This window comes from Streptoverticillium olivoreticuli subsp. olivoreticuli (genome assembly GCF_003391135.1).
GTDB classification, from domain to species: Bacteria; Actinomycetota; Actinomycetes; order Streptomycetales; family Streptomycetaceae; genus Streptomyces; species Streptomyces blastmyceticus.
Genome location: NZ_CP031455.1, coordinates 8,727,461 through 8,751,720 on the forward strand (window position 1 = coordinate 8,727,461; position 24,260 = coordinate 8,751,720).

Annotated in this window: 18 protein-coding genes and 1 pseudogene; 6 read left to right on the top strand and 13 right to left on the bottom strand. The window is 65.6% G+C overall.

The genetic code is table 11. From position 1 onward, the window contains the following. Window positions 1-24: 24 nt before the first annotated feature. The 3 genes from DXZ73_RS37385 to DXZ73_RS37395 are packed head-to-tail and all read right to left on the bottom strand — an operon-like array spanning window position 25 to window position 8,415. A complete protein-coding gene (locus tag DXZ73_RS37385; protein ID WP_116209049.1) occupies window positions 25-3,570 on the bottom strand; it encodes a hypothetical protein in 3,546 nt (1,181 codons plus the stop codon). Between the two features lies 1 nt (window position 3,571). Beyond that, on the bottom strand, window positions 3,572-5,713 hold the full coding sequence (locus DXZ73_RS37390; RefSeq protein WP_162889901.1) for a hypothetical protein: 2,142 nt from the start codon (window positions 5,711-5,713) through the stop codon (window positions 3,572-3,574). A gap of 23 nt (window positions 5,714-5,736) precedes the next feature. Further along, entirely contained in the window at window positions 5,737-8,415 is a 2,679-nt protein-coding gene (locus DXZ73_RS37395) for a DUF6603 domain-containing protein (protein ID WP_162889900.1), read from the bottom strand. Window positions 8,416-8,757: 342 nt separating this feature from the next. On the opposite strand from DXZ73_RS37395, the pseudogene DXZ73_RS40765 reads away from it, so the two are divergent. Next, window positions 8,758-8,865 (top strand): annotated as a pseudogene (locus tag DXZ73_RS40765) (S-adenosylmethionine-dependent methyltransferase); the annotation flags it as partial. 425 nt (window positions 8,866-9,290) lie between these two features. Here DXZ73_RS40765 and DXZ73_RS37405 read toward each other — a convergent pair. Next, on the bottom strand, window positions 9,291-10,664 hold the full coding sequence (locus DXZ73_RS37405) for an FAD-binding oxidoreductase (protein WP_116209043.1): 1,374 nt from the start codon (window positions 10,662-10,664) through the stop codon (window positions 9,291-9,293). 172 nt (window positions 10,665-10,836) lie between these two features. On the opposite strand from DXZ73_RS37405, the gene DXZ73_RS37410 reads away from it, so the two are divergent. Then, window positions 10,837-11,796, top strand: a complete 960-nt coding sequence (locus DXZ73_RS37410) for a beta-ketoacyl-ACP synthase III (RefSeq protein WP_116209041.1) — start codon at window positions 10,837-10,839, stop codon at window positions 11,794-11,796. On the opposite strand, the gene DXZ73_RS39925 is transcribed toward DXZ73_RS37410, so the two are convergent. The 8 genes from DXZ73_RS39925 to DXZ73_RS37440 form a co-directional block, all read right to left on the bottom strand. Continuing rightward, the gene (locus DXZ73_RS39925) at window positions 11,784-11,933 is read right to left on the bottom strand and encodes a hypothetical protein (protein WP_240351842.1); all 150 of its coding nucleotides are present in this window, start codon (window positions 11,931-11,933) and stop codon (window positions 11,784-11,786) included. The genes DXZ73_RS37410 and DXZ73_RS39925 overlap by 13 nt on opposite strands. Further along, window positions 11,897-12,979 carry an ISAs1 family transposase gene (locus DXZ73_RS37415; protein ID WP_425315801.1) on the bottom strand — a complete coding sequence of 361 codons (1,083 nt, stop codon included), beginning with the start codon at window positions 12,977-12,979 and terminating at the stop codon, window positions 11,897-11,899. The genes DXZ73_RS39925 and DXZ73_RS37415 overlap by 37 nt, the downstream gene beginning before the upstream one ends. A gap of 174 nt (window positions 12,980-13,153) precedes the next feature. Next, on the bottom strand, window positions 13,154-15,064 hold the full coding sequence (locus tag DXZ73_RS37420) for a hypothetical protein (protein ID WP_205519064.1): 1,911 nt from the start codon (window positions 15,062-15,064) through the stop codon (window positions 13,154-13,156). 70 nt (window positions 15,065-15,134) lie between these two features. Continuing rightward, window positions 15,135-15,284 (bottom strand): hypothetical protein, encoded by a 150-nt coding sequence (locus DXZ73_RS39930; protein WP_240351842.1) that lies wholly within the window; start codon window positions 15,282-15,284, stop codon window positions 15,135-15,137. Then, window positions 15,248-16,330 carry an ISAs1 family transposase gene (locus DXZ73_RS37425; RefSeq protein WP_425315801.1) on the bottom strand — a complete coding sequence of 361 codons (1,083 nt, stop codon included), beginning with the start codon at window positions 16,328-16,330 and terminating at the stop codon, window positions 15,248-15,250. The genes DXZ73_RS39930 and DXZ73_RS37425 overlap by 37 nt, the downstream gene beginning before the upstream one ends. Before the next feature lie 173 nt (window positions 16,331-16,503). Beyond that, window positions 16,504-17,778, bottom strand: a complete 1,275-nt coding sequence (locus DXZ73_RS37430) for a Tat pathway signal protein (protein ID WP_116209039.1) — start codon at window positions 17,776-17,778, stop codon at window positions 16,504-16,506. Between the two features lie 96 nt (window positions 17,779-17,874). Beyond that, on the bottom strand, window positions 17,875-19,752 hold the full coding sequence (locus DXZ73_RS38620; RefSeq protein ID WP_162889899.1) for a hypothetical protein: 1,878 nt from the start codon (window positions 19,750-19,752) through the stop codon (window positions 17,875-17,877). A gap of 109 nt (window positions 19,753-19,861) precedes the next feature. Then, window positions 19,862-20,167: a transposase family protein gene (locus DXZ73_RS37440; protein WP_162889898.1), complete on the bottom strand. Its 306-nt coding sequence runs from the start codon at window positions 20,165-20,167 to the stop codon at window positions 19,862-19,864. Between the two features lie 158 nt (window positions 20,168-20,325). On the opposite strand from DXZ73_RS37440, the gene DXZ73_RS37445 reads away from it, so the two are divergent. Then, on the top strand, window positions 20,326-21,408 hold the full coding sequence (locus tag DXZ73_RS37445; RefSeq protein WP_425315801.1) for an ISAs1 family transposase: 1,083 nt from the start codon (window positions 20,326-20,328) through the stop codon (window positions 21,406-21,408). After that, a complete protein-coding gene (locus DXZ73_RS39935; RefSeq protein ID WP_240351842.1) occupies window positions 21,372-21,521 on the top strand; it encodes a hypothetical protein in 150 nt (49 codons plus the stop codon). The genes DXZ73_RS37445 and DXZ73_RS39935 overlap by 37 nt, the downstream gene beginning before the upstream one ends. Before the next feature lie 333 nt (window positions 21,522-21,854). On the opposite strand, the gene DXZ73_RS40205 is transcribed toward DXZ73_RS39935, so the two are convergent. Continuing rightward, window positions 21,855-22,049: a transposase gene (locus tag DXZ73_RS40205; protein WP_162889897.1), complete on the bottom strand. Its 195-nt coding sequence runs from the start codon at window positions 22,047-22,049 to the stop codon at window positions 21,855-21,857. Between the two features lie 92 nt (window positions 22,050-22,141). On the opposite strand from DXZ73_RS40205, the gene DXZ73_RS37455 reads away from it, so the two are divergent. Both DXZ73_RS37455 and DXZ73_RS37460 read left to right on the top strand, forming a co-directional pair. After that, window positions 22,142-22,342, top strand: coding sequence for a transposase (locus DXZ73_RS37455; protein WP_116215330.1), 201 nt, complete (start codon window positions 22,142-22,144; stop codon window positions 22,340-22,342). Window positions 22,343-23,605: 1,263 nt separating this feature from the next. After that, complete coding sequence (locus DXZ73_RS37460; protein WP_162889896.1) at window positions 23,606-23,893, top strand: hypothetical protein; 288 nt, start codon at window positions 23,606-23,608, stop codon at window positions 23,891-23,893. Window positions 23,894-24,260 lie beyond the last annotated feature (367 nt).

Below are 24,260 nucleotides of genomic sequence, written 5' to 3' on the forward strand. Positions count from 1 at the left end.
GTGGCCAGGGCCAGTTGTCGTGGATCAGGAAGTGCGGTCGGCCTGGTCAGGATCGGCGGGGGTGAGCGTGAGGAATCCGTTGCGTACGACGGGCTTGCCGTCGGTGAAGCGCGGTCGGCCATCGGATGGGGTGAGGGGGAGGGAACTCTCAGCGCCTTCGCGGTCGCGCTCGGCCCAGGCCCACGTGCCGACGCGGAGTGAAGGTCGGGGGGCAACGAGGACAGTGTCGGGAATCTGGTCGCCGCTGGTGGTGCGGGAGACGGTGAGCAGTGGACCGACGCGGAAGAAGAGTTCGAGAGAGTTCAGAGGGCGCTGGGTGAATCGGCCGGGCAGGCTCAGGACTGCCGTGGGCAGGATTCCGGTGGTGGCGTGTATGAGAGCGGACGGGTCGATGAGCAGCGTGAGGTACTGGATGTCCTGGTCCGGGGTGGTCGGCCTGTGGGGGTGGTGGCGGGCTTTGAGGCGTGGGGAGTTGTCAGGGGTGATGTGACGCAGACAGTCAGTGGGGTCCTGCGGGGGGTGGATCGTGTAGATGTGGTCGGGATCGTGGTCGGGGTGAAAGGCGAGCAGGCCGTCGCCGAGCCGGTCGGGTTCGCCCAGTCGTACTGCCCAGTCGTAGTCGGGGAAGTCGGATTGCGGGCGGTTGAGCACGTGCTGCCAGCTGGGGTCGGTGATGGCGGGGCCGTCGAGTTCGAGGGACAGTCGGCTGCGGACCAGGGCCAGGGGGCGCCCGGCCAGAACAGCCGGTGCGGTGTCGGCATGAGCGTTCCCCGGATGGACGGTCTGGAGTGTGTCGTCGATGGATTTGAGGGCTGCGGTAAGTGCCGAGGTGCCTTGTCCCTGGATTCTGTTGAGGAAGTTGTACAGATGCTTCAGCCCGATGTCCTTGATCTGGCTGAGGGATTCGACGGGACTGCCGGGGGGAGCCTCCCACGAGGCTTGGAGGTCGCCGCTCGCGGAGGTGGTGGAACGGAGTTCGCCCAGGGCAACACCGTCAGGGGTGTAGCAGGCGAGGGCCTGCTCGATGCGGTTGGGAAGGATCCAGCCGCACACGGGGTTGGCCCCGGGGTCGTGGTCGATCAGCACGCTGTCGTTGGCGGAGTCGACCAGGTCGAAGCGCAGCCGGGCGCCTTGGAGGAGGCCGGGGCGCAGATGGACGCATCCGCCCGTGAGGCGGGGGTGGGTTGGCTCGTCCTTGCCGGGGGCGACGTCCTGGGCGGTTACGGCGGCGAAGGAGGCCCCTTTGCCTTCTTCGACGAGGACGTGGGCGCGCCCGAACCGGTCAATGATCTTGAGTTGGGTGAAGGCGAACTGGCCGGCGCGGATCTGTTGGAACGGTGAGGCGGGGTAGCCCTCGAACGGTGCCGGGAGCTCGCCGGGGTTGGGGGCGGCGTGCCAGCCGGGACCGACCAACTCGCGCAGTTCGCCGTCTGGCGGCACGTTGCGGGTGACGTCGTGGCAGGCGAGCTGGGCAGTGAACCCGCTGAGGGCCTGGGCCATCAGGTCCCACTCAGCGGTGGAGGCCGCGAAGGACTCCAGACGGCGGCGGGTGTCGGGATCGGGATGGGCCTGTGCGTGGTGGCGCAGGCGGGCATCCATGTTGAAGGCGGTGTGGGCGCTGAGCATGCAGCGGCCGGTCAGCATGATGGGGTCGATCTGTCGTAACTGGTCGTCGGGCGCGGTGGTCCAGTGGTAGCGGTCGTCGTGGAAGGTCCAACGGGGTGTGCCGTCCGGTTTGGCGTAGGGGACGGGGTGGTAGTCGCCCTGCCATTCCAGGTAAAGCGGTTGCCAGGGCTGGACCCAAGGGTCAGTGACGAAGGGCGGCGGGACGATGGTGCCGTCGGGTGGTTGCGGTTCGTCGGTTGCATAGCAGACGAGTTCGCCTACCAGCGCCCGTACGGGTGCTGGTACGGCGGCCAGCAGAGAGCCGGTCTTGTCGCCCGCGGTGCCCGGGTACTGGACCGCCTGGGAAGGGCGGCAAGGCAGTGGCGTGGTGGTGTCCATGGGCTCGTGCATGCCTGCGCCGCGGATGAGGACGACCGGGTCCTGGGGCGAGCGGAAGGGGGCTGTCGGGACGCGCTTGAGCAGCCGTGCCTCCGGAGCGGGCTTCTCGCCGGCCAAGGTGAGGCCACGGGCGAGGAGAGCGCGGATGGATTCCTGGATGTTGTGGGCGAGGCTTCCCTCGAGGGTGGGGCGCAGGACGCGGCCGTTGGGGGACACGGGGTCGCCCAGCGCGTTGAGCTGATCGCGGACCCGGCGGGCCAGAGACTCGGGAGCTTGTGGATCCAGCTCGCGGGCGAGTACGGCTCGGTCCAGGTCGCGGGGCAGGACAGGCAGGCTGTGCAGCCACCAGGTGTCGTAGAGCTGCCGACGAAGGTCGTGCAGTTCTCGTGCTGCGTGGTCGTAGGCGGCCTGGGCATCGTTGAGCGCGATCAGCTCGGCGCGTTCGTCGGTGTCCACGTCTGCGGCTGTGCCATCGTCCGGGCCGGTGGCGGGGTCGGTGATCTGCCAGAAGTAGCCGCCGGGGCCATGGGTGAACCAGTACTCGCGGATCTTCAGACGAAGGTCCAACATGCCGTCTGGCTGGTCGATCTTGTCCAGCATGCCGTACTGGAGTGCTTCCAGCAGGGCTGGGGCGGATTCCAGGGTCGAGTCACCTGCGTCGGTGACCATGGCGGTGAGGGCGTCCAGTGAACTGTTGCCGACTGCGACGCGGGTGTTTCTCGCGAGGTCGCTTTCGACCGGCTGGTCGGGCGTCCAGTCCACCAGGCGGGCCATGCCTGCGTAGTAGGAACGCCTGATCGTTGTGCGCGTGCTGTCCCCTGATCCGGCCTGGGTCCAATTGAGCCCCTTGAGGAGTTCCTCGAAGCCCGGTACGTCCTGGGCCTTGTCAAGAGGGTCGTACTGGGGGTCGGAGTACCAGCCGACTACTTGGTAGGTGAAGCGCTCGGGTCGTTCCTCGTAGCGGGTGAGCGGGTCGTGGAAGGAGAAGACGTTCTCGTTGTACGGCTGGTAGTGGCTGAAGGCGGGGATACCGGGGCCATTGGCGGTCAGGAAGCTACCGGGGGCCGGCTTCCAGGTATCGGTTGGGAAGGGCGGCTCGACCCATGGCTCGGTATCGGTGACGGGGCGGACGCGGCCGATCCGGGTGATGCGGCGGACTCCGTCCTTCGGGGAGGTCCAGACGAACGGAGAGGTGCCGGTGGTGCGGCTGAGGTGGTCGCTTTCGACGATCCACATGGCGGTGGCCTCGCCGGCGCGGCGTGTGATCAGCCACCGGTTGGGGACCACCGGGAACGAGGTGGTGTCGGTAGTGGCGTCGTGGGTGCCGCGACGTAGTGCGTCAGGGAGCTCCCACTGCAGGTAGATGCCCCGGTGGCAGGCATCGCCCATGTCGAGGTCAAGGTCGTCGAACGGGTCGGCCTCGGGGTTGAGGTGCAGGTTGAGGCGGTGGAAGTTGGCTTGCCACCGTTGGAAGTTGCTGCGCTCCTGGACGTCTTTGTTGATCACTAGAGCGGACAGTTTGACGGGCACGACGAGGCCGTCTGAAGGCGCGAGCGGCTGGGACATATCAGGTTCTCCGGTGGTCAGGGTGGCGGAAGGCCAGCTTTTCGGGCGACTTGATCATTTGAAGGGCGAACTGGCCCGGCAGGAGCGGCCCGGGCTGCCCGAGGGCCCCGGCGAGTGCGTGGGCGAGATCGTTTACACGGAGCACTTCCATGCCGTGGCTGTCCTGGCGCAGGAAGTTTTCTTTGACGCTCTCAAAAGGACGGTCCGGGAGCTGCGTTCCGGCGGAGTCCGGGTCCAGGCTGCGCAGCGCGAGGCCGCCGGTGTCTTCGATGCCGAAGTGAAGTCCTTGGTGCGGCTCGGCGAGTTCGAGGGTGTGGGGGACGCCGTCGAAGAGGCAGAGGAGGACGGCCTCGTCCAGCTGCGTGTGGCGCAGGGACGTCAGCTGCCGGCCGGTGTGGTCGGTGGCGGTGACGGTCAGGGCGGGCCATCCCTGGACCAGGCTGGAGCGGATGAGGATGCCGGCCACGGGTGCGGGGTGGTCCGCCGTCGACACGAGGCGCTCCAGGACGGTGTCGGCATCGGTCGTGGTGGTGCTGCTGTGGCCGATGCTGAGTGCTCCTTCTTGCAGGAAGCGCAGCCATACGGGGTCGACGTGGAAGAACCGGAGGCTTTCGTCCGGGAGCATGGCGTGGTCGGGCACCAGGTGGGTGAAGGGCACGGGCCGGAGCTCGTTCAGGGAACGGAGCCAGGACAGAAGTTGGACAGCATGCTGCCCGAGCAGGGTCTGCGGGTCGCCTGACTCCTGGACGAGCACGTCAAGGGGACTCGGTGCCGGCGCGTAGTGGCGCGGCGGGGTGGCACTGCGTGGCACCCGCCGGGGGCCGGGGCCGCCGAACAGGGCGCTGAGGCTGCGTTGCAGCCCGTCCTCCAGCAGGTTGTCCAGACGGGTCAGGGCGTCGGTAGTGCCTCCCGTACGCAAGACCGGGTGGTCGTTGCGCTGGTGCATGGCGGCACAGCGTTCGAGCACAGTGCGCCGGAACGTCACCAGGCTGGTGGCGAAATGCGGGTCGGCAAGGCCCAGGGAGCGGCCGAGGCTGAAGGCGTCGGCGTAGCTGACGTCGAACACGCCGCCGTGCTCGGTGTAGATCAGAGCCTGGGAGGGATGGTCCGTGTGTGGCCCGCGCTCTGGGGTACCGACCGCTCGTACGGGTGTCAGGGGTCCGCGGTACCAGGCGAAGGTGCGCGGGCCGGGGGCGGTGTGGTGGGCCAGCGGCAGGTAGCCGTCGCGGATGCGCTGAGTGGCCAGGGTCAGGTCGGCGGTGGGGAGTGGGCGGCGCAGCAGCCCGATGCGGCCGTCCTTGTCCGGCTCGGGGTGGGCGAGTGCCTCTGCCAGGTGGCCGAAGCCTCCTTTGAGATCGGGGTGGGAGGTGAAGGACCAGGAGGTGAGGGAGAACAAGCGCAGCGGCTTGACAGGTGAGGGCACCGGCGCGGTTTGGTGGCCTTCGAGGGAGACAAGGTGGACGGTGTACGTGCCGCCTTGGGAGGAGGGGAAGCGGTTGGCGACCACTACCGCGTAGGCGTCGTCTGCGGCCTGGAGGGTGCTTCCACCGGCTGTGGCGTCGGTGCCGCCGGTGCGGGTGTGGGCGAGCAGACCCAGCTCGTCGCGGGTGGGCAGCAGTGCTTCGGCCAGGGCCGCCGGCACGTCGATGGTGGTGCAGCTGCTGGCCAGGACCTCGCCGGGGATGTCGCCTGTGTCCAGCTGCGGCAGCTGGACGGCGGGGTCCTCGGTGAGGGCTTGGCCCACGGTCCAGTTCTGGGGTACGACCTTGTCGGCGGGGGCCAGCAGGAGCAGTGCCAGCCATGGCGGGCCCTCTGTGCCGGCGCTGGGGTCCAGAGCCCGTTCCCAGGGCAGCAGGGCACGGTTGAGGGTGATGTGCGGGAGGACAGTGTGGAACGCGCCGTTCAGTCCGGGGGGCGGGTAGAGGGCATGGACGTCGCCGGCGTCCAGGTGGAACTGGGGGGCGCGGATCTCGAAGTCATGGGAGACCGGCTGGAGGTAGTCGGTGCCGTTGACGTGGGTGTCGAGTCCGTCGACCTCTTGGGTGACAGTGACGGTGTACCGGCCGGCTTCCACTGCGGGGCGGAGGCTGTCGGTGAATTCCACTGTCTGTGGGGGCTGGCCGGTGGCGGCAGTGCGGGGCATGGGTCTACCTCGGGTGTGAGGGGTCAGTGGGTGGCGACGAACGGTGCGTCGGCGAAGAGATGGCCGACTGTGTCGGCGAACGGCCTCAGATCCTGGTCAGCTCCGGGTTCCAGGCCCCAGCGGGTGAGTTCGTCGAAGAGCGCGGTACGGGCCTGGGCGGTGGTCGCGGTGGCGATGCTGTCGCGGATGAGACCGATCGCCGTAGCCGGGGCGGTGGGAGGTGGCACGATGGCCCGATCCTTGTCGGTGCCGAGCGGGACGGCTCCACCCGGGAGTTCTGCGCTCTCCAGAACTGCGGCTTTGATATGGAGAGATGTGCCGGCGTGCGGAGCTGGTACGACGATGCGGACACCCGTGATCTGGTCGGGAACGAGCTGGCCGTCGGCAGTAGGGACTTGGTCTGCAGGGTGAGAGGCACCCCACAGGGCACTGGGCACCGCCGTGGTCAGGGGAGTGACGGTCCACTTCTCCTGGACGGGGTCGAAGTCGTGCCGTTCGTTGCCGGCGCCGTGCTTGGTGAAGACGACACTGTGCCGGGACGTGAGGTTCTGGGCCTGCGGGCCCATGGGGCGGATGTTCAGCCCGGAGCGGGTCCGGTCGGGGGCGAGGGGTTCCTTGCCCACCACCAGTTGTGATGCGGGGATGACGGTGCGGGTCTCCAAGGCAAAGCCGTGGCTGGAGACGGCCCAGGCAGCGGTCGGGTCCTGCTCCGGGGGGTGGGCGTCGATGGGGGCGGGTGGCGGCGGCAGGAGACCGCCGGCCGGGAACAGCTGCACGGCCTGTGCACGGTCGGGCAGCAGGCCGGTGAACTGTTCCCAGTCCAGGACTGGATCGGGTACGGAGGCATGCTCGCCGAAGCTGACGGTCAGTCCGATGCCCAGTACGTGAACGGTGACCTCGCCGCCAGTGGGCGGCCCCCACAGATGTATGTCGGCACCGACCTCCACGGTCCAGGTGCCAAAGATGTGGGTGTTGAGCGAAGCTCCCAGCGAGATGCCGGTGCTGAGGTCGAAGTGGAACGGCTTCCATTGGACCAGTGCATCGAAGTGGGCGGTCAGCCAGGCCCGCACATCCCCGCTGTGGTACCGGACATCCAGACCGCCGCCGACCATGAAGGCCGAGGGGGTCAGGGCCAGATAGGAGCCGCCCTTGATGCTGACCGCGTCGCTGACATCCCAGTTGATGCCGATACGCGGCGGGTTGGGGTAGTGAGCCGGCGGCTTGAACTGCGGGTGGTAGCCCCCCGCAGTGAGAACGAAATCACCAGGGTGTTCACTGCCGTCGAACCAGCAGTGGAAGGCGAACCCTCCTGTGAGGTGGCAGGCCGGGTCCAGGAGGAATGACCGGGGGGTGAGCAGTGCGTCGATGGCCAGCATGGCCTTCTCGGTGGTGTAGACGGCCTCCAGCTCGAGTTCGACGTTGGCGTACTTGGTGTCGGATTCGGGCGGAAGTGAGGCTTCGGCCCGGCCGAGCAGGCTGATCGCGAAACCGGAGCCGAACTCCACCATCAGCAGGGCCCGGGCATGGACGAGCTTGCATACCTCGAATGCCACACCTGCCGCGATCCAGACTTCCCCGTCCGCAGGTGCCACCCAGGCGTTGTCACCACTGGTCAGGCTGTTGAGCTTGGCCAGCAGATCGTCTTTGTGGGCGTTGGCGTCGCTCGGGGCGGGAGCAGAGGCGGAACCGCTGAGTCCCGCTACGAACGGGAAGTCGGCCACTTCCTCCAGAGTGGGGATACGGACACGGCTGTTGTAGCCGAAGCCGCCCATTAACCCGGTGATGATGATGGGCGGCGGGCCAGGGATCTGGCCGCCGAGCTCGCCGAAGAGGAACAGTGACGGCTGGCCGCCGATCTTGCGCAGATAGGCGCCGATGGCACCGAAGCTGAATTTGGAGGCCTTGACTACCAACAGCCCGGAGATTTCCAGGTCATATCCAACTGGCGGGTCTCCCTTGAGGAATGCACCGCCGATCTCCAATGGAGGGGAGGAGTAGTCGATGCTCAGTCCCGAGAGCTTGCCTTCGATGTCAAATTCGCCATGGACGAGCTTGTCCAGGCGTACGCCCAGCCCCAGGCCGTCGACGCCAATGGCCAGCGGTCCGGCTTTCATCGTCGCGTCGAGGAGAACAGACAGCTCTTGATCGTGGTAGCCGGCGCCGAGCCGACGTACTGTCAGCGGGCCGAGCGTCTTGTTGACATTCAGCCATGTTGCCGCAGATGCCGCTGGTGCGGTGCCCGAGGTGTTCGGTGCGGCGTGCAGCAGTGTTCTCCTGGTCTTGTCGGGGAAAGCCACCTCTGACGAGCCACTCGTCGTGCCCTTCGGGCCGGACCCACCGGCATGGAGATGGAAGGTGTGCGGCGCCATGGACGGCACTGCGCAGGTGAGGTCGAGTGAAAAGCCTTTGTTTATTTTTCCTGACGGCAGTGCAGAGGCGCCGGATCCGAATTGACGTAACTGATCGTTGATCTTCTCTACCGAATCATCCCCCAGGTCAGCAGAGGCGAAGATGCCACGAAGCTGGGAGAAGTTCACGTTCATCGAGTCCGGAATCTCATGACCGACCAGTGGCAGCTTGGCAAGGGAGAATCCGGACTCCGATTCGACGGCAAGTAGATAGGATCGACCTCCGGCCCCTTCCTTTTTTGAGCCTTTGACGACATCTTGCGGTTGGGTATTTGGGAGAGGTGACGGCTTCATGAGGGGTCCCTACTCTGTTGAGGGCGGACAAGAAGGAGAATCCTTTGGCCTGAAGTCTCGCCACATGCACCGCCAAAAGGAACATCAGCCCGTCGCTGGCCACTTGCAGCAATGAACTGTCAGCATTGAAGCCGGATCCTCAGAGCGAACGAAGGCGACGAGGCCCATCACCCTGAGGGGCATCGTGTTCTACAGGCAGACGTTGAAGGTCTATCTCACGCAACAATTCGCAACTTCCCACATTCGGCAGGGACTTCGCATGGAGGGCGTAACCTACTGCCGAATGAAGTCGCTTCTGATTGCATCAGAATCCGATGTAACGAGTCCCGGGAGATCTCTTCGCGCGACGGCACGCCCGTCATCGACCTGGCGCCGTTCTTCCAGGAGATGGGCCCCTGCGGTTCGGTTCAGCAGCCGGGCTGGCCTGGTGAGATGCTCAAGGACTATTAGAACGACCCGACTGAACACTGACGACACCGCACAACCTGCTCGCGCCCCGAAGGCTGAACAGGTCCGAAGTACCAGGGAAGCGGAACGGCGAGAGGGTGATTGGACCAACAACCACGGATATCCGAATGGGCGCGGTTCCGGGTCGGGTAGCCCGGAGGTGGGATTCCCCCGGGCTACCCGACCCGGAGCTACACCCACCTGACTTTCTCCACGGCCTCGGCCGACATGCCGACGTCTGCCATCAGGTGTCACTTCCCTTTCGAAGATCCACCGTTGATCGCGAACCCCCGGCGTCCTGATGGTGACCGCGGCCCGAGTCGTCTACTGGTGACGGTCTGGGCCGCAGCGGCCCTCGCCGCACTGTGTCAGTTGGCCTGATACCGGGAGGTGTTGATGATCAGGCAAGCAGGGCAGTGACGGTACCGTCATAGGAACACCTTGCCAGGGTTGAAGATCCCCGTCGTGTCCAATGCGTTCTTGACGGCACGATGCAGAGCGAGCGCTTGCGGGCTTAACTCCGCGGCAAGGCCACGTCTCTTGAGTAGCCCCACACCGTGTTCCCCGGTGACCGTGCCTCCCAGCGCCAGGGCTTTGTCGATGACGCATTCCAGGGCCACGTGACCACGGGCACGCGCCGCATCGTCGCCATAGGGGACCACGATCACCGGGTGCAGGTTCCCGTCCCCCGCGTGTGCGAGTCCTGCGATGCGGACTTCGTGGCGCCTGGCGATGCCTTCAATGCACGCGAGCATGTCGGGGACCTTCATGCGGGGTACGCACACGTCCTCGGTGAGCACCTGGCCGAGCCGTTCCAGCGCGGGGTACACCAGACGGCGTGCGGTGAACAGGGCGTCCGCCTCGGCTTGGTCGGAGGAGCGGGCGCTCCAGGTGGCGCCGGCGGCGTTGAACGAGGCGAGCACTGTAGCGGCCTCCTCATCGCCTGCCGCGCCGGGTGCGTCGCAGCGGGCCAGCAGCAGGACGTCCCCCGCTGCAGCGAGCCCCATCTGCTTCCGGGCGTCGACCGCTTCCAGGCAGAAGCGGTCGACGAGTTCGAGGGCACTGGGCACCACCCCCGCGGCAGCGATCGCGGCGACCGCCCGGCCTGCGGTGGACGCGTCGGGGAAGTAACCGACGACCGTGCGCTCCATCGGCCGGGGGCCCCGCAATCGCAGGGTGATCTCGGTGATGAGGCCAAGGGTGCCCTCGGAACCGACCATCAGGCCGGTCAGGTCGTATCCGGCAACGCCCTTGGCGCTGCGGCGGCCGAGCCGTACGACTTCGCCAGTCCCGACGACGGCTTCCAAGCCGAGAACGTAGTCGCGCGTCACCCCGTACTTCACGCAGCACAGCCCGCCCGCGTTGGTGGCGACGTTCCCGCCGATCGTGGACCAGGGGGAGCTCGCCGGGTCCGGGGGGTACCACAGGCCGTGCTCGGCGCATACCTCGCTGAGATGGTCGTTGATGACGCCTGGCTGGACTATGGTCAAGCGTTCTTCCGGGTCGATGCGGAGTACGGCGTTCATGGCCTCGAAGGACACGACGACGCAGCCTTCGACGGCGTTGGCGCCGCCGGACAGCCCGGTGCCCGCCCCTCGCGCCACGACCGGGACGCCGTGTGCCGCGCACCACGAGACGAGTGCGGCCACCTCCTCGGTGCACTGTGGCCGTGCCACGGCGGCAGGCAAGGTGTAGGGCGCCCGTTCCGCCTCGTCGTGCGCGTAGGAGGCCAGCACCCCCGGGTCGGACAGGATCCGGCCTTCGGGAAGTACGCCTTCGAGTTCGGCAGGAGTCGCGCTCATTGCGCCACCGTACGTGCCGTACCCAGAGGCTCAATATTGTTCTTTGGTACATGTCCCAAAGGTCAATTGAGGGGCGGCGCAAGGACATGGAAAAGTGGCCGCCGCCGGTCAGCGGGATTCTGGAATCCCTGTTCACCGGAGTTTCTGGGAAAGTGGCCGGAGGGGGTTTCTGATGGCAGCGGTAATCGCGGGACTCGGGGGCTGGCTGCCCCCGCATGTGGTGACCAACGACGATCTGTGCGCAGTCTTGGACTCCACCGACGAATGGATTCGCACCCGCACGGGGATCAGCGAGCGACGTGTGGTCTCCGGTGGACTGTCCACCAGGGACCTGGCGGTGGAAGCTGGGGCGAGGGCGCTCAAATCTGCCGGGGGGACAGCGGCGGACGCCGTGGTGCTGGCCACCACCTCGTTCGACTGTTTATGCCCAGCTGTGGCGCCGGAGGTTGCCTCGTTGCTGGGTCTGCGCACGGTGCCCGCCTACGACCTGACATCGGCGTGCAGCGGGTTCCTCTATGGGCTCGCCACTGCAGCCGGGCTCATCGCCGCCGAGGTTGCGGACAGTGTGCTGTTCATCGGCGCTGAGGCGTTCACGACCCTGGTCAACCCTGAGGACCGCACGACGGCGCCGATCTTCGGGGACGGGGCGGGGGCGGTGGTGCTGCGCCGCGGCGAGGCGGACGAGCCCGGGGCGCTCGGCCCCTTCGACCTGGGCAGTGATGGCGCACTCGCCGATTTGCTGGCCGTTCCCGCCGGCGGTTCGAGGCAGCGCTCCGGTTCAGCGGGCCTCGGCCATGGCTCCGTGCCGACGGAGGACTGGTACCTACGGATGGAGGGCAGGCCACTGTACACACAGGCCGTGGAGCGGATGTCGGCCTCATCCCGTGCCGTGCTCGACCGTGTGGGGTGGACCGTCGATGACATCGAATGGTTCGTCGGCCACCAGGCCAACGTGCGGATCGTACAGGCCGTCGCCGAGGAGTTGGAACTGCCGGAGGAGCGCGTGGCGGTCAACATCGACCGCGTCGGCAATACCTTGGCAGCGTCGATCCCACTACTGCTCAACGACATCGTGCACAGCGGCTGGCTGCGGCCGGGGCACCGCGTGCCAGGGCTTGCTCAAGTTCCGTGAGTGGCCGGGTTTTTGGTGATGCCCGGGACGGCCAGTGCTTGTTCGGGTTCGTGGCGGATGGCGCGGGTGGTTTTGGCGATGTTGTCGGCTCCGAGGATCTTCAGGACGCCGATGGCGAGGTTACGGAAGCTGGCCATGGCGCGGGGTGCGCTGTCGGTGTGGACGGTTGAGGCGTCCTCGGCGAAGGTGACATCTCGGATGTGGTGGGAGGAATTCTCGATCCCCCAGTGCCCGCGAATCGCAGCGGCGAGGTCGGCCGGGCTGGTCTGGTGGGTATCCAGCTGGTGACCGCGAACACGCTCTCGCGGCTCTCCGTCCGGCCGGTGGGCTTGCGGCGGCGGTGGACACGGATGGCGAGCCGGGCATGCGGGAAGGCGATCTCGCCGAGGTTGCCGGCGAGGGCGCACGTCTTGATCGACCGGGACTCGCGCCGTCCGTGGGCGGTGACGGAAGACGTGTGCTGAACCTTGATGCACGTCCAGGGAAGAGCGGCGGGCTGAGCGTACGTGGTGGGCTGGTTGGTCTTGATGACCGCGATGTAGTGGGCCTTCTTCGTCTCGACCAGCCAGGTGGTGTTGGCCTTCACCGAGTGCAGGGCGTCGAAGGTGACCACGGTGTCCGCCAGGTCGAGCGGCGCGAGCAAGGGCTTGAAGTGCCGCGTCTCGTTCGTCTTCGCGCCGATCTCGACCTGGGCGAGCGCGGCGACGGGGTGGTGCGTGACCGCGGAGAGCAGGTGACGGCGCGGCGTATCGAGGCGGGCCGAGCCCTTCAGTGCCTTGCCGTCCACGGCGATGACCCGCCGCGGACGAGTCGCCGACGCGTCCCCGCACGCCAACTTGCGGTGCTGGTCGGCCAGGTAGGCGCCCACGGCCTGGTCCAGGGCGTCGCCGTCGAGCGCCATCAGGACGCGCCCGATCGTGACCGGCTTCGGGCTGCGCCGCCAGCCGAGCAGATGACGCCGCATCCCGAGGGAAGCCAGCAGGGTGTTCGTGGCCCGCTCGCCGAACTCGGCGGTCTCGTCCAGGCTCTTCGCGCCGGACACGACCGCGCAGGCACACACCAGCAGGACCGACACCAGCGAGTGCCAGCGGCCCCGGCGCGAGCGCGGGTCGGGCACCGATGCGAGATAAGGACGCAGGTCAGCGATCCGGTCCGCATCCAGCGGACCCAGCTTCTCCAGCACGGAAGGGATAGGGGAAGATACAACGGCAGGCACGGGACATCCTCGTGATCATCTGGCTTAGTCACCACAATGATCACGAACCCCCGTGCCCGCACTGCTACCCGCCCCTACCCGCCCCTACCCGCCCCGATCGCCAACCACCCGCGCATCCACGGAACTTGACGGAGCCCTGCATCACACGAGCTTGCAAAGGCCCCTGGGAGCCAGGTCGCGAGTACACCAGCATTTGTCCGGTCCCCCACAACACGAACCGGGCCTTCCACCGGACAGGGCATGCCTGCTCGCATATCCCCACAGCGGATTCCAATAGTTCTCGAGCAGGTCGGCCACCGCTTCTTCGCCCTCGATGACGTAGTTGAATTCCGATAGGAACCCTGGGTACAGGTTGTCCGACCCGACCACATACACCTCGTCGTCGATCACCATCAGCTTCGCGTGATTGCCGGGTGCCGAGGGAACCGTCGTGGATGTCAATCTCAATTTAAGAAGGTCAAATCCAAAACCCTTCCCTTTCTGCGCGGCCTCATAGGCATCGCCGATCACGCCCTCCTTCGGGCGCCGCTCGCTCAGTGGCGGCTGCTTGAGCGTGGCGGTAAAACCCGCCGTGGGGAGATGCGGCCACTTGTAGGTCTTGCCCTCGACGGTGTTTCGGGATGGGACATCCGTGTAGTAGAACGGGGCAATGAACAGTCGGCTCAAAGCTTCAAGTCGCCTGTCCTGGTCAGGATACTCGGCGTCGGTCTCCACGTCGTGCAGCATGTAGTAGCGCATCAGTGAGAATGTGCGGACCGCGCCGGATCCGAACGAATACTGGTCCCCCCCCGCACCCGCCCCGGCATCTAGTGGTGACACCACCACCTGCACGGTCAAATCCTTCTTTTCCAGCAACGCCTTCAGGATCGAGTGGCAAACGACATGGTCCTTCCAATTCTTCTTCCACGCGCTGATGAGGTCCATCTGCGACATCTTGATAGTGCGCTCCGCGCCCAGGATGAGGTCTTCCTTCATTTTCCCGGAGTCGTCCTCGTACCCCCCTTTTTCTGTCTTGGACCAGTACTTACCCACCGACCCGTATCTGGTGGCGAGCTTATATTCGCCGAGCGCGTCGTATCCCGCGAACGTCTGTCGCACGGGGAAGACGTCTGTATCGAGGTCGCCGTCGAGCACCTGGTACTGGTCGCGGGGCACCGGGCTCGGTGAACCAGCCGACACCGCAGGGGCGACGCCTTGGTGCAATTCCACAATCTCTCGCTGACTTTTACGGACGTTCTCGATTACATTCGGCGATTTGAGCGGGTTGGCGGGCCGGGTCTGGGTGTTGGTATGATCCTCCCATTTCGGTTTCGCGCTTTTGAGTGCCTCGAGTCGCTCGACGGCCAGCAGGTCTTTTCCGCAAGCCCACATCTTATCCAAATAGGTGTGCGCGTCCGCCGCTGCTGGCCCATGGACCACGACCGACAGGTCGTGCACGGGCGGATAGCTCAGGAACAGGTCCATGTTCAGGTTGTGCCCGCCGGCCAGTACCTCCGTGGCGTCGGCGACAATGATCTTCGAGTGGTTCCAGGTCATCCTCTCGTCGGGTGCTTCTACAACGTCCCCGAAGAGTTTCCAGTTGATGGCAGCCGCTATTCCGCCCGCCATCTGGTAGTAACGCCCCAACCAGATTTCTGGGAGGTGCGTCCAGTGTCTGCTCCGCTCTCGGACCATGCGGATGACGGCCTGCTTCAACAGCGTGTAGTTCTCAGGGGCGCCGTATTCTTTAAGCGCCGTTGGCGTCTGGCCGAACAGGAACCGGAACTGTGTGGGCGCGGGCCGGAGGATCTTCTGGCTCAGCGCGGTGTCCATGGCACCGAGAATGATGCCGGCCCAAGCCGGATCCGGGGCGTTGAGAGACGCTATGTCGCAGCGATACCGAGATTTTTGGACGACCTCCTCCAGTGCCCGCTGGAACTCGCCCTGCCGAGCCCACGACTGCTGCATGATCGCCGGGCCGAACGGCCTTCCCCAGACCCGCGGCGTGTCCATGAGCCGGATATAGTTAGGGGCTTCGTTGGGCAGATGTTTGACTTTGACGCTTTCATCCATGGCTTGTCTCCCTTAGCGTTTCGAGTCTGAAGTAGGTTTACGTCTGGTGCCGGAGGGAATCAGGGCTTGCTCAAGTTCCGTGAGTGGCCGGGTTTTTGGTGATGCCCGGGACGGCCAGTGCTTGTTCGGGTTCGTGGCGGATGGCGCGGGTGGTTTTGGCGATGTTGTCGGCTCCGAGGATCTTCAGGACGCCGATGGCGAGGTTACGGAAGCTGGCCATGGCGCGGGGTGCGCTGTCGGTGTGGACGGTTGAGGCGTCCTCGGCGAAGGTGACATCTCGGATGTGGTGGGAGGAATTCTCGATCCCCCAGTGCCCGCGAATCGCAGCGGCGAGGTCGGCCGGGCTGGTCTGGTGGGTATCCAGCTGGTGACCGCGAACACGCTCTCGCGGCTCTCCGTCCGGCCGGTGGGCTTGCGGCGGCGGTGGACACGGATGGCGAGCCGGGCATGCGGGAAGGCGATCTCGCCGAGGTTGCCGGCGAGGGCGCACGTCTTGATCGACCGGGACTCGCGCCGTCCGTGGGCGGTGACGGAAGACGTGTGCTGAACCTTGATGCACGTCCAGGGAAGAGCGGCGGGCTGAGCGTACGTGGTGGGCTGGTTGGTCTTGATGACCGCGATGTAGTGGGCCTTCTTCGTCTCGACCAGCCAGGTGGTGTTGGCCTTCACCGAGTGCAGGGCGTCGAAGGTGACCACGGTGTCCGCCAGGTCGAGCGGCGCGAGCAAGGGCTTGAAGTGCCGCGTCTCGTTCGTCTTCGCGCCGATCTCGACCTGGGCGAGCGCGGCGACGGGGTGGTGCGTGACCGCGGAGAGCAGGTGACGGCGCGGCGTATCGAGGCGGGCCGAGCCCTTCAGTGCCTTGCCGTCCACGGCGATGACCCGCCGCGGACGAGTCGCCGACGCGTCCCCGCACGCCAACTTGCGGTGCTGGTCGGCCAGGTAGGCGCCCACGGCCTGGTCCAGGGCGTCGCCGTCGAGCGCCATCAGGACGCGCCCGATCGTGACCGGCTTCGGGCTGCGCCGCCAGCCGAGCAGATGACGCCGCATCCCGAGGGAAGCCAGCAGGGTGTTCGTGGCCCGCTCGCCGAACTCGGCGGTCTCGTCCAGGCTCTTCGCGCCGGACACGACCGCGCAGGCACACACCAGCAGGACCGACACCAGCGAGTGCCAGCGGCCCCGGCGCGAGCGCGGGTCGGGCACCGATGCGAGATAAGGACGCAGGTCAGCGATCCGGTCCGCATCCAGCGGACCCAGCTTCTCCAGCACGGAAGGGATAGGGGAAGATACAACGGCAGGCACGGGACATCCTCGTGATCATCTGGCTTAGTCACCACAATGATCACGAACCCCCGTGCCCGCACTGCTACCCGCCCCTACCCGCCCCTACCCGCCCCGATCGCCAACCACCCGCGCATCCACGGAACTTGACGGAGCCCTGCCTAAAGATAGGTCCAGTGCACCCAGCCGGCGCCGGTGCGTTTGGCGGTCACGGGATAAGGCTGGCGGTATGAAGGGTCCCCGGCCACGTCCTCGAGGTACTTCTTGTTCATGGGGTTTCTGCCGTAGGCTGACGAGACGTACCGTACGTCGCCGTCGCGTCCCGAGATCGCGGTGCGTAAATCGCCGAACACGACCTTGTCGCGCCGCGACCCACCGCCCATCTTGTCGAAGGCGCCGTGATCGAGGTTAATCCTCTGCCGCAGCTCCAGCGCACCAAGATCAACAGCCGGCTCTCGTGAAAAAACCGTTCCCCAGTCCGTGAGATAGGCCCTGGCCATCTTGTAGACCAGGTGCGGAACCCGCGCGACGCTGGTGTCGGCGTTGGTCGGGTCGTACTTCCCGTCACGGGTCGTGTTCCCGGCGACCGTCGCATGTCGTCCACGGCACGCGAACAGCCGATAGCCGTCGGGCTGAGGGGTGCCAGCGATTTTGGCGGGTTCCAGCGGGTTCGCGCGCCCGCTCAGGTAGCTGTCGGCAAGGTCTTTCCATCCCAGCTTGTTCAGCTTCCTCACATCCGGTTCGGCTGTGCTGATCCGTGCCATCTTCGCGTTGGGCTTGGGCACAAGTCCGGGGTCGAAGAGTCTGTCCAGGGATTCGCCGATGTGGTCCCAGGCGGTGATCCCAACGTAGTTGGTGACGTTCGGGGCCAGCTTGGTCATGATCGAGTACCACGTTCCGGGGCCAGGAACCGGATCGATCGCGAAAATGCGCACGGGGACGTCCTTCTTTGCCCCACCGTAGGCATACAGGAACCAGGCGGCCATCATGCATTCCACGGCGCCCCGACTGTGCCCGATGAAGTTATACGCCGTCGCATCGCTGGCGGCAGCCAGGTTCGCGCCATGCAGAGCAAGGGCGGCCGCCGACGTCCGACCGATGGCAGTGTCCATATTAACGCCAATATCAGACCGCCGATCGCCCCGCGAATACTGCTCAGTAGCCTCTTTGAGGCCCGGGGGAATCTTCAGCGGAGCATTCAAGGTAAGCGCTTCGCTGATATCTACGTTGCCCCAGTCGTTCGCTCCCACGCCGCGCACGATCACGCTGGGATTCGTGGCTTCCAAGCGGTCGCCGGAGATCTCCATGTGGATACGGACCGGGATATAGCCGGTTTCTTTGCTGTAGATCCGCTTGTCACTATCAGAGCGTGACTCCTCGCCCTCATCACGAGTGCACGATGTCCCGCTGAAGCACACGGTGTATGTTCTGTCCATTGATCGTCCTTTAATTATTCCGCGAAACGGCCAGGCGTCGGCTTCTGTTACTTCCCGCTCCTGTCGAACTGTCGAACGGATGAAAAGCGGGCTGCTTCAGGCCGGTACCAGCAGGTCGACCGCCGTTGTGGCGATTTCTTTTTCCTTGAGGGACACGTAAGCAATGTGGGTATCGGCGATGTTGAGTGCTAGGGCGTGGCCTTTGTTCGAATGGGTGAGACTGGCGGTGATATCTTTGAGGTCGATCCCGGAAAAGACGGCGGGTAAGTCGGCAACGGGGATATCGAGGGCGGTGAGGAGGGTGGCGACGGTGAGAGTGTCATCGGTGGTGGTGAAACTGCCGGTGAGTGTCCAGTAGGGATCGGCCCCGGTCCTGTATGTGAGATCGCCGACGAGGCTGAGCGTGAGGTCGGGTGTGCCCGGAAGGGCGAATTGGAGCTCGGCACCGGCTTCGAGATCGAGCTGGCTCCAGCCGGCCTCGGGCTTAGAGCGGGTTTGAGTGAGGTCGACCCGGACAGTGAGGTTCGCAGGGGTGGGCGCGCTCGTGTCGAATGCGGTGTCCAGCGTGAAACCGAATACACGTTGCAGGCTGCTGTTGGTGACGCTGATGCCGAGTGTGTTGATAGTGGTGGCGGGCAGCTGAAAGGGGAAGACTGTGAAGGAATTATTGAACCACTCGGTGAATTCAGCCAGAGGCAGGTTTTCGAGTTCACCACTGAAGGTCCAACTGATGTCGCCGCGATGACCCATCAGGCGGACTGTGGTGTCGGCGATTTTCAGACCTCCGGAAAAACCGGTGTAGGTCAGGGTGCTGCCGCTGCCGGCGACGTTCAGCGACAGGTCGGTGACGGCGAGATTGTCGTTGAGCCGCCACACAGGGTTCGTGCCGCCGAGCAGACACTCGAGACTGTATTCCTTGGCGGCGGGGTTGATCTGGATTTCCAGGGTGTTGTCGTCGGCACCGGTGAGGTCGAGTTCAGGTGGGCAGCCGCCGGTGAAGCCCTTGCCCTTGATGGAGCCAGGCAGCTTGAAGCGGCCAGATAGCCGAGTGCCATAACCGGGGGAATACCTGCCGTCCAGGACCACGGAGTAGCCGTCGACGGCACCGCGCACGGTGATGCCTGTCTCCAGGTTCTGCGGGCCGCTGAAAGTGACTTCCACGGCGTCGATTTCGATCATGTCGGCAAGTTTGACCAGCGGAGTTCCGGCGCTTCCCACCACGCCGACCGATACGGCGATCTGGTTGACCTTTTTGGTTCTGGTGTCGTATTGCACATCGAGATCAGTCACGGAAACCGGTAGATCTTTGACCCAGCCGCCAACGCCGTCGGGCCACTTCACCGTGCCAAGTTCCGTGCCGAACACTAATTCCGACAATTCCGATAGTCCGGCGGAGATCGGAATAGGCGCGAACTTGCCACGCAGCCTGTAGTTATCCTGGCCGACTTCTATGACATGGATACGGTTCGTTGCTGCTGTGCCTGCTACACCGGTTGTGCCGCGCCCACCGGTGGTGCCAGGCGTATCGAAGTGGAAGCAGGCACCAACGATAGGATCCTCGCGCCACGGCTGGGGGGCAAGCATAATAAGAGCTTCGGGATGGTGCACTTTCGGCGCTTCGGGATCGTGCACTTCCGGCGGTTTGAACACGCTTATGTCCGGGGTGCGCATTTGGGGACCGATTGCCAACTGGTCCCAGCGGCCGGCCAGATCGGCGTAGATGACCAATCCGATCACCTTTTCGTCCCGGTCAGAAACGAACTCCACTCTCACCCCCCGCTCGGCCTTGGCGAATTGCGCTGTACCCGAGACCGATAGGGAAGATCTGTCAAATTTGGCATCCCTAACCCGCCAGGTAGTGCCGAGATTTGCATCGGAGAACACCGCTCGCGATCTCGCCCCCAGCCCCAGAACCGCGTCGGACAGTTCCAGCGTTCCGCTGGATGCCTGCTTTTCGATGTCAGCTACCAGCATCACTATCTCCTTCGAGAAACGGGTCGGGCAAATTTTGAAGGTGTCGCATATGAATTGCGTGACAATGTCAACATGGGAAACTGACGACACAGTGAGGTTTTCTCAGCGTTCATGGTCGCCAGGCGTTGTTGAGGACGAGGGCGGCTTGGGTGATGGCGCCGATTCGGTTCGGGCTGAGGGTGACGTATTGCAGGGTGCGCCAGCGTTGTTTGAGCTCGGCCATGGCTCGCTCGGCGGGGAAGCGGAGACCGCGTAGCAGCTTGTTGTACGTCTGGTTGTCCGTGCCCAGCTCGCCGGGCAGGTCGGGATGTTTCCGGAAGGGAATCTGCAGACCGCCGCCGGCGCCGATGTATCCGATGTCAGCCAGGACCGGCAGACCGTCACGGACGGCGGGGTACAGCCAGGGCTCCGTCAAGTTCCGTGGATGCGCGGGTGGTTGGCGATCGGGGCGGGTAGGGGCGGGTAGGGGCGGGTAGCAGTGCGGGCACGGGGGTTCGTGATCATTGTGGTGACTAAGCCAGATGATCACGAGGATGTCCCGTGCCTGCCGTTGTATCTTCCCCTATCCCTTCCGTGCTGGAGAAGCTGGGTCCGCTGGATGCGGACCGGATCGCTGACCTGCGTCCTTATCTCGCATCGGTGCCCGACCCGCGCTCGCGCCGGGGCCGCTGGCACTCGCTGGTGTCGGTCCTGCTGGTGTGTGCCTGCGCGGTCGTGTCCGGCGCGAAGAGCCTGGACGAGACCGCCGAGTTCGGCGAGCGGGCCACGAACACCCTGCTGGCTTCCCTCGGGATGCGGCGTCATCTGCTCGGCTGGCGGCGCAGCCCGAAGCCGGTCACGATCGGGCGCGTCCTGATGGCGCTCGACGGCGACGCCCTGGACCAGGCCGTGGGCGCCTACCTGGCCGACCAGCACCGCAAGTTGGCGTGCGGGGACGCGTCGGCGACTCGTCCGCGGCGGGTCATCGCCGTGGACGGCAAGGCACTGAAGGGCTCGGCCCGCCTCGATACGCCGCGCCGTCACCTGCTCTCCGCGGTCACGCACCACCCCGTCGCCGCGCTCGCCCAGGTCGAGATCGGCGCGAAGACGAACGAGACGCGGCACTTCAAGCCCTTGCTCGCGCCGCTCGACCTGGCGGACACCGTGGTCACCTTCGACGCCCTGCACTCGGTGAAGGCCAACACCACCTGGCTGGTCGAGACGAAGAAGGCCCACTACATCGCGGTCATCAAGACCAACCAGCCCACCACGTACGCTCAGCCCGCCGCTCTTCCCTGGACGTGCATCAAGGTTCAGCACACGTCTTCCGTCACCGCCCACGGACGGCGCGAGTCCCGGTCGATCAAGACGTGCGCCCTCGCCGGCAACCTCGGCGAGATCGCCTTCCCGCATGCCCGGCTCGCCATCCGTGTCCACCGCCGCCGCAAGCCCACCGGCCGGACGGAGAGCCGCGAGAGCGTGTTCGCGGTCACCAGCTGGATACCCACCAGACCAGCCCGGCCGACCTCGCCGCTGCGATTCGCGGGCACTGGGGGATCGAGAATTCCTCCCACCACATCCGAGATGTCACCTTCGCCGAGGACGCCTCAACCGTCCACACCGACAGCGCACCCCGCGCCATGGCCAGCTTCCGTAACCTCGCCATCGGCGTCCTGAAGATCCTCGGAGCCGACAACATCGCCAAAACCACCCGCGCCATCCGCCACGAACCCGAACAAGCACTGGCCGTCCCGGGCATCACCAAAAACCCGGCCACTCACGGAACTTGAGCAAGCCCTGCTTGCGCATACCGCATGGTGCCGTCGTACCGCGACGATCACCACACGTCACGGCCCCGCGGACAACGCCAGTTCAACCGGAGTAACGCAGCATGAGGCGGTTTGAAGCCTCCCCCCGCAGGGCGGCTTCGAAGGGCCACGAAACCTTCATCTTCCACACAGCATCACTCTTGGCTGCTGCCCTACAGTCAGCTTCCTTTCGTGTTCAGGACACAATCCCCCGCGAAATACTGGGCCGCCCGGCGCAGGATCTCCCGCTCGAGTTCCCACTCCTTCTCGGCCTTGCGCAGCCGGCCGTTCTCCGCCCGCAGTCTCGCCAGCTCCTCATCCCGGCTCTCCGCCGCGGCTGTTGTCGCGGCCGACCATCTCGTCGGCCTGGCGCACCCAACTGCGCAGGGTCTCGCCGGTCACCCCGACGTCCGCCGCGACCGCGGCATACGTGCGCTTCCCGCCCGCGGCCCGGTACAGCGCCACCGCATCGTTCCTGAACTCCGCCGGATACGGAGACCTACGTCCCACCAGGACACCCTTCCTCGGATCCACAAGATCCATTGTCAGAGTGTCCACACCACCGGGTCGCCTCAATCCAGGTAGTGAGCAAGAAGAGCAACATGAGCAAGCGGTACACGGCCGAGTTCAAGCGGGACGCGGTCGCGCTGGCGCTGTCCTCGGAGGAGACGGTGACCGAGGTCGCCCGGGACCTGGGCGTGAGTCCGGAGGGCCTGCGGGGGCTGGGTAAAGCAGGCGAAGACCGACCGGGGCGAGGGACCGGCCGGTGCGCTGTCGACAACGGGGGAACCTCACCCCAGTAGCGTAGACACCCGCTGCCCAGGTACAGGGGGGAACTTCAGTTATAGAACCCCTCCGACAGGGCAGCTGTGGATGCATGACGGCATAAGCGTCGTGACGATCAGCCAGCTGCGGGGCGCAAGGAAGGGCAGTTGCCATAGCGTAGGTGCCACCGAAAGCAAAATAGTGGCGTGTGGACCGCATCTCGGCCACACAGCACCACCATCTGAAGGCAGCGTGACACACTCCCCAGGATCCGTCAACAGCGAACCGGAAAAGGAGCGAGCGTGCATCAGGCGTTCGCTCCTTTTGCCCCACGTGGATGCTCTCGCGTTTGAGGACGGTGTGCAGCCGCGGTGAGCCGTAGATTCCGCCAGGGTCCGTGTGGATCCGCGGATCCACAGGCGGCTCCGGATCATGGTGGCGCCGCTCGCACGGCTGCCGTACCGCGCAGCACCAGTGGCAGTAGACGAAGGAGGTGATGTGCGGTTCCCAGATGCGGGTGCTCATCGCGGAACGCGGTTCCCCGAGCCGGGCTGCGCGGCAGAAAAGTCCCCGAGGCCGCCCGCAGGGCCCACGGGGGGTGCACACTCAAGCCGACGGCGTGCCGCTGGGTCTGGGTCTTGACACGGTGGTGCGGTACACCCGCACCGCATCCCCCCGCAAGTCCAGCAGGTGCGCCCTCAGTTGACATGTCCAGCTGCCACGTGCACGTAGGTGAACCCAGAGGGTCTGACTGTGACAGGGGATGGACGTAGGCAGTGGACAGCGATTGAGCACTCATGCTCGTGAAGTGTTGCCCCGGACAGAGGGTTCCTGGGCTGGGTAACTCTCCGGGAGGGGCCAAGGGCTGCGGTACAGCGCGCGTTCAGGGCTGTGTTCCAGGAGCTGTGTGCCTGCGGCGGGCGCCTTCAGGAGAGCTCTGCATGTCTGACCGCCCTGGCCAGGTGTTTCTGCCGGGAAGCGGGATGCACTGCAACTTTCGTCGTATCACGGTTCAGCGTAAGGCGGAGGCAGAATCGACCCCCGGGATGATCTTGAAACCGGCCGTAGCCCCCAAGAATGGAAGAGCACCCGCCGGGCAAATCGGCGGGGCTGGCTGGGACGGGAGGTCCTGTGTCGGGCGCCGGAAGTCTGTAATGGCTGACTGCCCGTCACCATGCGCACGGCCGCCTGCTGGAGGGCGTTTGCGGAGCGGATCGGCGGAGAGCAGGAGTCCGGTCTGGCCTCACCGGTGCAGGAGGCTCTGGCCAGCAAATCTGGTGCACCACCTGAGAGGCGGAATCATGAACCGAGTGCGCGCAGGCGCGCTATGCGTGCTCGGCGGTTTGGGCATGTCGTACGTTTTCGAGGCCGCTGCCCTGGCCGTCTTGGCCAAGTCCGCTGCCGACGGCCAAGGAGAGCTGAACTTCACTCCGGTTGTCGTGCTGGTGATCCTCGCCCTGCTCGGCTGGGCAGTGAAATTGTTCGGCGTAGCTCTGCTCGGCAAAGAGACGGTGCGCACCATCCGGGCCAAAGGGTGGAGAGCAGTACCGAAGGAGCTGTGGCAGATCATCCGGACCGGCTCCTCGTGATCTGCGCGCCCTGGGTGAAAAGCCTGCAGATCGGGCCAGAACACTAAGTAGCGGTGGGCTGAGCTCGTAGGCAGCGGTCTGTGTGGATGATCTGGCCCGACAGGCGCGCGCCGCAAGTGATTACGTGGTTGCCGACCAGGCCCCAGCCCACCGGACAACCGTCTGCGCCTGGTTCGTTGAGAACACCGGATGCGTTGAGCTGCGCCTGACCGGGCTGCCCTCGACGAGCTGCCGTGCACCCACCTCAAGAGGTCATGTCCGCGCGGCCAGCGGTACCTCGGCCGACGGCCTCACTCACGGAACGAGACGCTTCTGCGGAATCCAGAATTCCAGCTCCACATCGTGGTGCGCCAGCTTCGCTGCCCAG

Coding starts and splice junctions, on each gene's coding strand:
- DXZ73_RS37385 (WP_116209049.1), bottom strand. CDS start 3,570: ATGTCCCAGCCGCTCGCGCCTTCAGACGGCCTCGTCGTGCCCGTCAAA.
- DXZ73_RS37390 (WP_162889901.1), bottom strand. CDS start 5,713: ATGCCCCGCACTGCCGCCACCGGCCAGCCCCCACAGACAGTGGAATTC.
- DXZ73_RS37395 (WP_162889900.1), bottom strand. CDS start 8,415: ATGAAGCCGTCACCTCTCCCAAATACCCAACCGCAAGATGTCGTCAAA.
- DXZ73_RS37405 (WP_116209043.1), bottom strand. CDS start 10,664: ATGAGCGCGACTCCTGCCGAACTCGAAGGCGTACTTCCCGAAGGCCGG.
- DXZ73_RS37410 (WP_116209041.1), top strand. CDS start 10,837: ATGGCAGCGGTAATCGCGGGACTCGGGGGCTGGCTGCCCCCGCATGTG.
- DXZ73_RS39925 (WP_240351842.1), bottom strand. CDS start 11,933: ATGGCCAGCTTCCGTAACCTCGCCATCGGCGTCCTGAAGATCCTCGGA.
- DXZ73_RS37420 (WP_205519064.1), bottom strand. CDS start 15,064: ATGGATGAAAGCGTCAAAGTCAAACATCTGCCCAACGAAGCCCCTAAC.
- DXZ73_RS39930 (WP_240351842.1), bottom strand. CDS start 15,284: ATGGCCAGCTTCCGTAACCTCGCCATCGGCGTCCTGAAGATCCTCGGA.
- DXZ73_RS37430 (WP_116209039.1), bottom strand. CDS start 17,778: ATGGACAGAACATACACCGTGTGCTTCAGCGGGACATCGTGCACTCGT.
- DXZ73_RS38620 (WP_162889899.1), bottom strand. CDS start 19,752: ATGCTGGTAGCTGACATCGAAAAGCAGGCATCCAGCGGAACGCTGGAA.
- DXZ73_RS39935 (WP_240351842.1), top strand. CDS start 21,372: ATGGCCAGCTTCCGTAACCTCGCCATCGGCGTCCTGAAGATCCTCGGA.
- DXZ73_RS37455 (WP_116215330.1), top strand. CDS start 22,142: ATGAGCAAGCGGTACACGGCCGAGTTCAAGCGGGACGCGGTCGCGCTG.
- DXZ73_RS37460 (WP_162889896.1), top strand. CDS start 23,606: ATGAACCGAGTGCGCGCAGGCGCGCTATGCGTGCTCGGCGGTTTGGGC.